General features: G+C 36.8%; 10 protein-coding genes. 1 reads left to right on the top strand and 9 read right to left on the bottom strand.

Going from position 1 to position 11,572, the window contains the following annotated elements; all coding sequences use genetic code 11:
- Positions 1-147: 147 nt before the first annotated feature.
- The 7 genes from CRG87_RS00360 to CRG87_RS00330 form a co-directional block, all read right to left on the bottom strand.
- Positions 148-1,770: a peptide ABC transporter substrate-binding protein gene (locus CRG87_RS00360; RefSeq protein ID WP_165775953.1), complete on the bottom strand. Its 1,623-nt coding sequence runs from the start codon at positions 1,768-1,770 to the stop codon at positions 148-150.
- Positions 1,771-1,785: 15 nt separating this feature from the next.
- Positions 1,786-2,601, bottom strand: coding sequence for a PfkB family carbohydrate kinase (locus CRG87_RS00355; protein ID WP_074425669.1), 816 nt, complete (start codon positions 2,599-2,601; stop codon positions 1,786-1,788).
- A 10-nt stretch (positions 2,602-2,611) separates the two neighbouring features.
- A complete protein-coding gene (locus tag CRG87_RS00350) occupies positions 2,612-3,589 on the bottom strand; it encodes an SIS domain-containing protein (protein ID WP_074425670.1) in 978 nt (325 codons plus the stop codon).
- A gap of 215 nt (positions 3,590-3,804) precedes the next feature.
- A complete protein-coding gene (locus CRG87_RS00345) occupies positions 3,805-4,458 on the bottom strand; it encodes an amino acid ABC transporter permease (protein ID WP_046306301.1) in 654 nt (217 codons plus the stop codon).
- 16 nt (positions 4,459-4,474) lie between these two features.
- Positions 4,475-5,113, bottom strand: a complete 639-nt coding sequence (locus CRG87_RS00340) for an amino acid ABC transporter permease (protein WP_074425671.1) — start codon at positions 5,111-5,113, stop codon at positions 4,475-4,477.
- Complete coding sequence (locus tag CRG87_RS00335) at positions 5,110-5,925, bottom strand: glutamate ABC transporter substrate-binding protein (protein ID WP_074425672.1); 816 nt, start codon at positions 5,923-5,925, stop codon at positions 5,110-5,112. The genes CRG87_RS00340 and CRG87_RS00335 overlap by 4 nt, the downstream gene beginning before the upstream one ends.
- Before the next feature lie 11 nt (positions 5,926-5,936).
- Positions 5,937-6,674, bottom strand: a complete 738-nt coding sequence (locus tag CRG87_RS00330; RefSeq protein WP_046306293.1) for an amino acid ABC transporter ATP-binding protein — start codon at positions 6,672-6,674, stop codon at positions 5,937-5,939.
- A 329-nt stretch (positions 6,675-7,003) separates the two neighbouring features.
- Here CRG87_RS00330 and CRG87_RS00325 point away from each other — a divergent pair, with 329 nt between their 5' ends.
- Complete coding sequence (locus CRG87_RS00325) at positions 7,004-7,447, top strand: GAF domain-containing protein (protein WP_074425673.1); 444 nt, start codon at positions 7,004-7,006, stop codon at positions 7,445-7,447.
- Positions 7,448-7,544: 97 nt separating this feature from the next.
- On the opposite strand, the gene CRG87_RS00320 is transcribed toward CRG87_RS00325, so the two are convergent.
- Both CRG87_RS00320 and CRG87_RS00315 read right to left on the bottom strand, forming a co-directional pair.
- A complete protein-coding gene (locus CRG87_RS00320; RefSeq protein WP_074425674.1) occupies positions 7,545-10,214 on the bottom strand; it encodes a calcium-translocating P-type ATPase, PMCA-type in 2,670 nt (889 codons plus the stop codon).
- A gap of 178 nt (positions 10,215-10,392) precedes the next feature.
- On the bottom strand, positions 10,393-11,565 hold the full coding sequence (locus CRG87_RS00315) for a nucleoside transporter C-terminal domain-containing protein (protein ID WP_074425675.1): 1,173 nt from the start codon (positions 11,563-11,565) through the stop codon (positions 10,393-10,395).
- Positions 11,566-11,572 lie beyond the last annotated feature (7 nt).

Genomic DNA, 11,572 nt, shown 5'->3' with positions numbered 1-11,572 from the left:
ATAAGATAATAAGATATTTTTAATCTGTCAACCTTGTTTCTTAAAATAATTTAATATGTTTATTATATTAGTTGGTGAGAACTAATTATCTCGATCATATTTTGTGAGTAAAAAAGAGGCCTAGGCCTCTTTTTATAGTCATTCAATTTACTTAATCGATGCATACTTGAAGAAGTATGGAACACCCGCAATATGCATTGGTAAGTCTTGGATGTTAGCTCTCTTTAAGACTGGAGCACCATTTTGGTACAATGGCGGACAAGAAGCACTATCAATTAAAATATTATTTGCCTTTAGTAAAAGTTGATATCTTTTAGCTTGATCTGTTGTCTTGTTTGACTCTGCCATTAACTTATCAAATTCAGAGTTAGCCCATTTACCGTAGTTACTATCATTCTTACTTTGGTACATACTTAAAATTGCTGTTGGATCAGCATAATCTGGCCCCCAACGCGTAAGTGTGACGTCGTAAGTTGCTTTTGACATTTTATCAAGTCTAGTCTTCTTGGAAACTTGTTGTAAATCAACTTTCATTCCTGGAAGATTCTTTTCTACTTGTGCCTTCACATATGCAGCAACATTAGCATAAGCGGGATCACTATCGTCGTATAATAAAGTTATTGATCTTAAGTCAGTCTTGGACTTAGCTTTGTTCCAGTACTTCTTTGCATCAGCAGCTGAGTACTCTGACAAATCAGTCGTAGACTCATCGGCAAAGTCCTTACCATTTGAAGGATTCTTAACTAAATTTTTCATTACCATTGAATGAACTGGAATAGAACCGTCTTTCAAAATATGTTTGGTAATTTCCTTACGATTAATGCTACTAGAGATTGCCTTACGTAAATCCTCGTTATCAAGGCCAGGTTTCTTTACATTGAACATAAGGTATTGGGTAAAGTTACCAACTTCATTTTCGTAGTTTTTATCCTTACGGTACTTAGGAACAAGTTGTCCACTAAGGTGAACATAATCAGCACTACCGTTTTCAAAAGCAATGGCTGCTTTTTCAGGATCAATAATCACATCAAGTTTTACTTCGTTAAGCTTAACGTTTTTGGCATCCCAATATTTTGCGTTTTTCACTAATTGGATACTGTTATCACCAAGCTTCCAGTCCTTAATCTTATATGGACCTGAAGCAATCAAGTGATCTGAATCTTGAGCGAATTTTTTACCTGCTTTTTCGAAGTACTTTTGGTTGACTGGTGCAAAGTCACTAAATGCAAGCAGCTTGTTCATATAAGGTACTACATGGTCTAATTCAACAACTAAAGTCTTTTTACCTGTAGCTTTAACGCCTAATGAATTAACTGGTTTCTTTCCCGCGACGATGTCATCCGCATTTTTAATTCCAGCCGCACCTGGTTGGAAGTTGAAAGCTGAGGCGTTCTTAGGATTAGCCAAGCGGCGCCATGCAAAGACAAAATCATTTGCTGTAATTGGGTCGCCGTTTGACCACTTAGCATCTTCACGAATCGTAAAGGTCTTAGTCAAACCATGATTACTTGTCTTCACGTTTGAAGCCAAACCAAGTTGAGGCTTATCGTTTGCATCAATTGTATAAAGACCCTCAGTTGTGTTGGCTACAACTACAGACGAGCTGTTTGAATAGGCCAAGATTGGATCTAGCGAATCCACTGGGGCATTTTGTACAACTGTAATTTTTTCTTGCTTTTTTGAACTAGAATTGCCTTTGTTCTGACAACCAGTCAACAGCATCCCGAAGCATGCAACGGCTGCTGTAGCAAGTACTGCACCTTTTTTCATGTTCATCACTCTTTTCTAAAAAGATTTCTGGTGACCAAAGCCTCCAGATAATTGACAGGTAACTGCAGCGTTTTTGCTTGCAGCTTCTGCCGCTAATACTAAATTATTCTTATCTAAGTAAGAAACTAGAAAACCAGCAATAAAACTGTCACCTGCACCCATCGTGTCGACAACTTTTATTTTTTGCGGTTCTTGGTAATAAGATTCTTGTGAAGTTAGCAAAAATGCAGGTCTTTCTCCCCTTGTAATAACAATAACTTCTGGACCTAAGGTTAAATATTTTTTGGCAAATTCTACAGCTTGGTCATCACTCATGTCTGACCCAGAGAAAAATGCAAAATCAACATTAGGAAGTGTCTTTTTAAAGTAGTCCTTATCCCGAGAAATGGAAAAGTCAAAGGAAACTTTTACTCGTTTATGTAATTCTGGTAGATACTCATCAATTCCAGAATCAATTCCTGCATGAACAACATCGAAACCATCGATTGTTGTAAAGTCATCAGGAGTTAATCGTAAGTTTAATAAGTGTAAGCCTGAATTCTTCGGACCTGCTTCAAAGGTTCGATCCCCTTCAGCAGTTAGGAAAACTCGCGGCTGCGCCGTAGGAGCATAAACTTTACGACAGTTAACTAATTCAACCTGCTCTTCTTTTAATGATTCTTCAATATGGCTAGCACGATCGTCATTACCTAAAATGCCGAGATAAGCAGAAACTTCTGCTCCAGCTTTTTTTGCATCAACAGCAACATTGACACAATTTCCACCAGGAAAATAAACTCTCTGCTTAACATAGGTGTCAGCTACATTATCTCCAATTGAAATTATTTTCATTGGACTAACACTAATAATCTAAATGCCACATGTAACGACGAGCTTCTAGAGAATGACCTCTTTCATATGAAAAGCTTTCAGCAAGTTGACGGAAGACTACACCTGAAAGAATCTGTGAATAATATTCTTTAAAGTCGTCGTCAATTTCGTGCATATCAAAGTCTGCATTATCAATTACATAAACTTTCTCGCTGTGCTTCTTAGCAAAGTCAACCGCACGTTGGTCCATCTTGCGAGTAACACCCATTCCTTCACAGATAATGAAAGGAACATCAAAGTCGGTAATTTCAAAAGGACCATGGAAATATTCAGCTGAATCAATGCAGCTACTGTTAATCCATTGCATTTCTTGGAGCCAGCACGCTGAAAATGAGTATGTCTCACCCAAGTTAATGCCTGAGCCAATTGCGTAAATCAACTTCTCACGCTTTAATTCACTGGTCCACTTCTTAGTTGTATCACCGAATTGTTGGCGAGTTCTTTCAGCAATTGCTTCCAAGTCGTCAAGTGCTTTCAAGCCCTTGTCATACTTAGCATCACCAGTCACAGCCTTTAACAGACCAAAAATAAAGCCATAAAGTACACCGGTGTTTAAATCAGAAGCGTCTGTACCTTTTCCCCAACTGTAATGCAAAGTATAGTCAGAGTTCTTCTCCAAGTCTGAATCAGGTGTGAAGGCAATTCCAATTGTTAAAGCGCCTTTTTCTTTAGCAAATTTGGCAGCTTCATTAGTTTCTGGAGTACTACCTGAGTGAGAACAAGTTACAACTACACTATGCTCGCCCAAGTCATGAGGATCACGTGTGGTAAATTCACGTGATGGCAAAATAGTTGCAGGAATGTCGCACTCGCGGTTAATAATGTACTCTGCTGGTTGCATGAAAGCCATTGAACCACCACATGCCGCAAAATAAATATGATTGATGCCGTCAATCTTTTGACAGGCTTTAATCGCATTTGTTATTTCGTCTTGATATTGTTTCTTCATTGTTTACCTCTTATCTATTAATTGTTATATGATGTTATATAATAAGATAAGTGTATATTTTTAATCTGTCAATACTTTTTCTAAAAAAAATCTAATTAATTGTTTATTTACAATCGGATACTCAGTCATAAAAAGCTTTATATCAACAAAAACACACAAAAAAGGATTTCACAGTGTGAAATCCTTTTTAAGAAAATAAATCAAAATATTTAATTTTAAGTCAAATGTTTTCCAATTACGTTGCCAATCACTGAAAGTGTAAAGCAGACGATGAAGTATAGTACTGCTAAAGCAGCAAACATTGGCAAAATATAATTAGAATTTTGTCCATAAATAACTTGTGCATGCTGCATCATTTCTGGAACAACGATAATTGTTGCTAACGAAGTATCCTTAATTAGCGAAACAAATTGACTAATAATTGTTGGAATCATGTTCTTATATGCCTGTGGCAATACAACATGCCATAATGCTTGAACAAAGGACATTCCCGTTGATCTTGCACCTTCCATTTGTCCGGTAGAAACTGATTGAATTCCTGAACGAACAATTTCTGCAATCATGCTTGATTCAAAGACCGTCATTGCAATAACTGCTGCTGGAATCGTTTCTGGTCTCAACCCAAAGTTTGGCAAGCCAAAGTAGGTAAAGAAGATAATCAAAAGTAACGGTACGTTACGGATAATATCAATTATAAAACCAACGATTTTTGAAACAAACTTGATTTTTGAATATCTAATAATTCCCAAAATTGAGCCAATAATGAAACTCAAAATAACTGAAATTACTGAAATATAGATAGTAACCCAAAGGCCCATTAATAGAAAGTGCACGTTTAGCCATGAAAAGGCGCTAATCCAATTTTGCATTTCACTGAACCTCCTCTCAGGCTAATTTCTTTTCCAAATACTGCATGTAGTAGCTAAGTGGTAATGTAATAATTAAATACAAAACCCCAACTACTAAATAGCTGTTAATCTGGTCAAAAGTAGTCGAAGCAATTGAGTTTGCTTGATACATCAAATCAAATCCTGCAACAAAGGCAAGAACCGATGAGTTTTTGACTAAGTTAACAAACTGGTTTCCAAGTGGTGGAATAACGATCTTGAATGCTTGTGGCAAAATAATGTAACGCATTGCTTGCCAATAAGTCATACCTGTAGAACGAGCACCTTCCATTTGTCCACCAGAAACAGATTGGATACCTGAACGAATCGTTTCAGCAATAAATGCAGAAGTATAAAGCGTTAAACCAATTGTTCCTGCAGTAAAACCATTAATCTTCATCACATATTTTGGAATAACAAGATAGAAGAACATCGTAATTACCAGCAGTGGAATGTTACGCAATATTTCTACGTATGCACGTCCAATAAAGCGAGCTATTTTACTAGGAACAACTTCCATAATTGCAAACACAGTTCCTATAATCAAACTGAAGAATAATGCAATCACACTTGAAAGTATCGTCCAGCCCAAACCAACAAATAATTGACCACTGAATTTTGTAAAAATATCAATCATCGGCGATACAGCTCCTTGTACTTAAATCCTGGAACATCGCCAAACCACTTTTTAATTAAGCGATTGTATTCACCATCATGCTGCATCTCAAGAACTGCCTTGTCAACAGCCTTAGTAAATCCGGTTTGTCCCTTATTAACCGCAACACCATAAGGTTCAACGGTGAAGGTGCCACCACGAACTTCATAGCCTGGGTTCTGAACTGCTAACCCAAATAAGATACCATTGTCAGTAGTCAAAGCATCACCTTGACCTGATTTCAGTGCGTTCATAGCTTGAGCATAGTCTTGAAGTTCAATCACTTTTGCTCTAGGAGCTATCTTTTTAATGTTTTCTACTGAGTTAGCACCAACTACCCCAATAACAGTCTTACCATTTAAATCTTTGGCACTTTTAATTGAGGAATTTTTAGCAACTAATATTGACTGACCAGCATCAAAGTATGAGTGTGAAAATGAAATAATCTTTTTACGCTCTGGAGTAATCGTCATCGTAGCAATTATTGCATCGACATTACCATTCTTCAGAAGCGGTATTCTTGATTGTGACGTAGTTGTGACAAATTCTGCCTTGCCTTTGGGCCCTAAGATACGCTTAGTAATTGCTTTGGCCATGTCAACATCAAAACCTTTTTGTTGACCATCGCGGACATCAATCAAGCCAAAAAGTTTAACATCACCTTTAACACCCCAAGTAATCGTATTAGACTCTTTAACATTATCTAAAACAGATTGATCACTTAGGCTCTTACCACATCCAGTCAGCATCAATACACATGCTAGTAAAGGAAGCAACCAAAATTTCTTTTTCATAATCGGCCTCCTTAGTGAGAGATGATCTTACTCAAGAATTGTTGTGCCCGTACTGTCTTAGGTTGTTCAAAGAAACTTGCGCTATTCTCATCTTCAACAATTTGACCTTGGTCCATGAAGATAACTCGGTTGGCAACCTCTTTAGCAAAGCCCATTTCGTGGGTAACAATCAAGGATGTCATTCCGCTCTCATTTGTAACTTTCTTAATAACTTGCAAAACATCATCAATCATTTCTGGGTCAAGCGCACTAGTTGGTTCATCGTAAAGAATAAGCTTAGGACGCATGGCCAATGTTCGAGCAATGGCAACACGCTGTTTTTGACCACCTGAAATTTGTGAAGGCATATTGTGTGCCCATTTTTCCAGACCAACCATTTCGAGCAGTTCCATTGCTCGTTTTTTGTTTTCTTCTTCTGGAATATGGCTAACAATTCTTGGTGCCAACATAATATTTTCAAGTACATCTTTATTTTTGTACAGATTGAAGTGCTGGAAAACCATCCCAACATCACTTCTAAGAATGTTAAGGTTAGTCTTTGGATCAGACAAATCATGACCGTTAACAATCAATTGACCTTTTTGGATTGTTTCAAGGCCGTTCACGGTACGTACTAAAGTACTCTTACCTGAACCTGATGGTCCAATTAAAACCACCGTCTCCCCTTCATCAATTTCCAAATTAATGTCGTGCAGTGCATGAAAATGGCCATAATATTTTTGCACGTCATGGAACTCTATCATCGACATTGTTATCGCCCCTTTCATTATCTTGCAATAAAATAAGTCATTGAGACCATTTTACTATAGCCGTTAAGATTTTTAAAAATTATACACCTTTTTTAATGAAAATTTATACAATTTTGTGATTTATTTCTTACAAATCACAAAGTTTCTTAGGTACCAAATCATTGCTAAATCTTATGTTAGCAATGATTTTAGCGCTATCACACATTTCATTATAGCTTCTTTTTAACGGCTTGTTCAAGCTTACACATTTGAAATCAAAAAGTAAATACTTTGTTTGACTTTTAAAAGCTACCCACTTAGTTTAGACTTATTCAAAAAGGAGAAAGCAAATGGACAAACTTGAACGTTATCAACTGCTACTTAAGCAAGCACAAAGCCTACTTGAAGATGAGCACGATTTGATTGCCAATATGAGTAATATTAGTGCTCTATTGTTTAATAATTTGCCTAATGTCAGTTACGCTGGTTTTTATCGTTATCAAAATCATGAATTAATTTTGGGACCTTTTCAGGGTCCTGTTGCTTGCATGCACATTGCACTAGGCAAAGGTGTTTGCGGTACGGCCGCTAAAACAAGAGAAACGCAAATTGTTCCTAATGTTCATGAGTTCGCTGGCCATATTGCTTGCGATGCTGCTACTAATTCAGAAATTGTTATCCCAATTATGAAAAATGAAGATTTGATTGCTGTCTTAGACCTTGATAGCAAGGTCTTTGCACGTTTTGATGACATTGATTCCGAATACCTAACTAAAATTGCCAACTGTATTTAAACTAACTTTTTAAAATTAATAAATGCCAAAAGAAAACTGGTAAACTACTACTTTTATAGCGTAATTTACCAGTTTTTCAGTTATATTATTTGCTATTTTATTTTTGTCCAGCTTGACGTTGGAAGAATTTAACAATTTCAACAATGATAATCATACAAGTTCCTGCACCTAAGACAATTAACCATTGCATGCCATTTAATTCTGTAACATCAAAGAACTTAGTCATAAATGGTAATTCTACTGCGGCCATTACTATTGCTGAAATAAGGATAGCCCAGTTAAACCATTTATTTGTAAGTGTATGCTTAGAAAAGATTGATTGATGGATATATTTTGAGTTAATCGCATGGAATAATTGGATTAATCCTAAAGTCAAGAATGCCATAGTCAACGCATCCGCATGCTGTAAGTTAGCACTGTTAACATGAGGACCAAATTTCAAGCCTAATTGATAAGTTGCTAAAACTAAAATACCTTCCAAAATTCCTTGGTAGACGATTGAACTAGAAACGCCACCACTAAAGAAATTGGATTTCCGACCACGTGGTGCCCTCTTCATGATACCTTTTTCCACTGGTTCAAGTCCAAGCGCAATAGCTGGTAGTGTATCAGTAACGAGGTTAATCCAAAGAAGTTGAACGGGTGCTAAAATGTCCCAACCAAGCATTGTCATCATAAACACTGTCAAGACCTCACCAACATTACAACTCATCAAGTACAGAATTGCCTTTTGAATATTGCTGAAAACTTTACGACCTTGCTTAACAGCTTCAACGATTGTGGCAAAGTTATCGTCGGCCAAAATCATATCGCTGGCACCCTTGGAAACTTCAGTACCTGTGATACCCATACCGATACCAATATCAGCTTGCTTCAAACTAGGGGCATCATTAACACCGTCACCGGTCATCGCAACAATTTTACCACGGGCTTGCCATGCCTTAACAATTCGAACCTTGTGCTCTGGCGAAACACGAGCATAAACGCTGTAATCAGGTACATGTTCTTGCAAATACTCATCGCTAACTTCATCAAGTTGAGCACCAGTAACCACGCGTTCATCTTGGCCTGGTTTTAGAATTCCAAGTCGCTCAGCGATTGCTTGTGCAGTCACTTGGAAGTCTCCGGTAATCATAACTGTTCTGATTCCTGCATCATGTGCTTCTGCGATTGCCTTTTTAGCTTCAGGTCTTTCTGGATCAATCATCCCAACCAAGCCAACAAAAATTAAATCTTGTTCAACGTTATCAGTAGAAGGAGCATCGTATAGCTGATCAACTGTCTTATACGCTAACCCTAAGACTCTCAAGGCTCTTCTTGCCATTTTTTGGTTAGAAAGTAAAATTTCTTCTTTTTGTTCAGCAGAAATCGGTTCTACCTTGCCATTAACTTCGATTTTAGTAACTCGTTTAAGTAATTGGTCAGGTGCTCCCTTAACAGCAACAAAATATTGTCCACCATTTTCATTAACCGTACTCATCAACTTACGGCCAGAATCAAAAGGAACTTCTTGAATTCGTTTATGCTGTTCAAGTAACTGATGAACATCAATCTCTTGATCTAAGGCATATTGAATAAGTGCAGTCTCAGTTGGATCTCCCAACAATCTATTTGTGTCATCAAGCTTAGAGTCGTTAGCTAAAACCATTGACAACAACGTAGGGTTATCTTCAGAAATCTTCTGGTCTGCTTGATGAGCTTCATTGTCATAGTAGACCTGCTCAACTGTCATTTTATTTTGAGTTAATGTACCAGTTTTATCTGAACAGATAATATCAGTTGCACCTAAAGTTTCAACTGCAGGCAATTTACGCACAATCGAATTGTGCTTAGCCATTACTTGCGTTCCCAGCGCCAAAATAATGGTAACAATTGCAGGTAATCCTTCTGGGATTGCAGCAACTGCTAACGAAACTGCAACTAAGAACATATCAATTGCTAATTTTTGTGTCGGCTCTGTACCCTGCTTGGTAAAGAAACCGACAACGAAAACAACCGCACAAATCAGCAAGATCATAATTGTTAATGTCTTACCTAATTGGTTAAGGTTGCGCTTAAGTGGTGTATCCGTTTCATCGGTATTATTAAGCATGGTGGCAATTTTACCGACTTCAGTATTCATCCCAATTTCAGTGACAATCCCTTCACCACGACCATAGGTAACGTTGGTGTTGGCAAACGCCATATTATCCTGATCGGCTAAAGCAACTTTATCTTCATTAATTTGGTCGTGCTCTTTATCAACAGGTACTGATTCCCCAGTTAATGCAGACTCCTCAATCTTCAAGCTTTCAGTGATTGTCAAACGCAAGTCTGCGGGAACGACATCTCCAGCTTCAAGTAAAACAATATCACCTTGCACTAATTCGGTACTTGGAATCTCAACCACTTGCCCATTTCTTCGCACATGCGCATTCGGCGTGGCCATTTTTTTCAGAGCATTAATTGCTTCTTCAGAACGAGTTTCTTGGAAAACACCCAAAACAGCGTTCAGGATAACAACAACCATGATAATCGCAGCGTCTGTCCACTCTTGAGCGACAAAACCTGATAAAAGCGCAGCAATGATCAAAACAATGATCATAAAGTCTTTAAATTGTGCAATAAAGCGTTGCAACATACTGGTTTTCTTCTTAGCAGCAAGACTATTAGGACCATATTTTTCCTGAAGCTGCTTTACTTGCTCCGAATTTAAACCATTTTCACGAGATGTTGAAAGCTCTTTTTCAATATCTTTAATTGATTGATTATAAAAATTTTGGGGCATTTTTTCCTCCTAAAAATAAAAAAGAGACTTATATGCTTAACACACACAAGTCTCACTAATTAAGATAAGTCCAGAAGTATATCTTCGGTTGTTGGGCTTATCGCAGGTAATTGCTGTTACTCCCTTATGATGTTTTTATTATAAATAAAAATCTTCAAATTAACAAGGAGAAAGCTAATTAAAATGAATAAAATAGACCAGCCAATGCTCCATTAAGAATGCTGACGGCTGTTGCCACCAAAAATAGTCTTAATGCATGACTTGCAATAGCTTCACCATGCTCTTCATCAACCATTGTATGCATGATACCTAATGTAGTACCCAAGTTTGGTAAGTTAGCAAAAGAAATCAAGAAAACACTAACGATTGCTTGCGTCTTAAGCGGAACTGCGTGCATATTAATTTGGTTTATTGCGACAAAGATATTGGTGAATGCTTTAGTAGCCAGAACTGTACCAGCACTAACAATTGAATGTGGATCTACTCCCATGATAAAAGCTACAGGAGCACAAACATAACCAATTAAGGCCGTTAAGGTTTTACCACAAACTGATTTGAAAATAATGTTGACAAAAGTAATTAACGAAACAAAACCAATAATTGAGATTGAAATGTTAATTGCTAGTTTAAATCCAAGGTTCATGCTGTCAATCAAACGCGTAATCAATGACTTTTGATTAGTGTTCTTAGTCGAAATTTCATAATTAACTTGCGAAATATCGTATGGTGCAACTATTTTAGCAACAATAATCGAAGTGAAGAGGTTAAGTATCAAAGCAACAATAATAAATTCAGATTTAATAATATGCATATATGAAGCAATCATTGTTACTGTAGTATTTGATAAAGTATAAATTGATAGTGTAAATAATTGATTTGGTGACATGTCTTTCATTTGATCCTTGAAAGGAACAAAAACACCATTACTTACAAAAGGATAACTTAAAATCGTAAACGCATTAATTTCATCAATATGGAACAGCTTTTTCAGAACTTTACCAACATATTTAATAATAAAAGGTAAAATACGCAAATACTGCAACAATTCAATCAATGCGCAAATGAAAATCAGCGGTAATAAGACATTTAAGAAAAATTGTGAAGTAGCACCGGGATTTTTTAAATCACCGAAAACGAAGTTTACACCCTTACTACTAGACTGACTGATAATATTTAAACTACCGGATAATCCCTTAATGATCCAGTTACCAATTGTTGTTTTTAAAATCAAAAACAGGATTACTAATTCTGTTACAAAAAGATAAATAAGTGATTTGTAGTCGATGTGCTTGCGATCAAAACTCACCAGATAAAGTAGACCCAACACTATAATAATTCCAATTACTCCCATTACTTTC

Source organism: Lactobacillus apis (assembly GCF_002837055.1).
Classification (GTDB): Bacteria; Bacillota; Bacilli; order Lactobacillales; family Lactobacillaceae; genus Lactobacillus; species Lactobacillus apis.
This window is presented reverse-complemented; position numbering and strand designations above follow the sequence as displayed.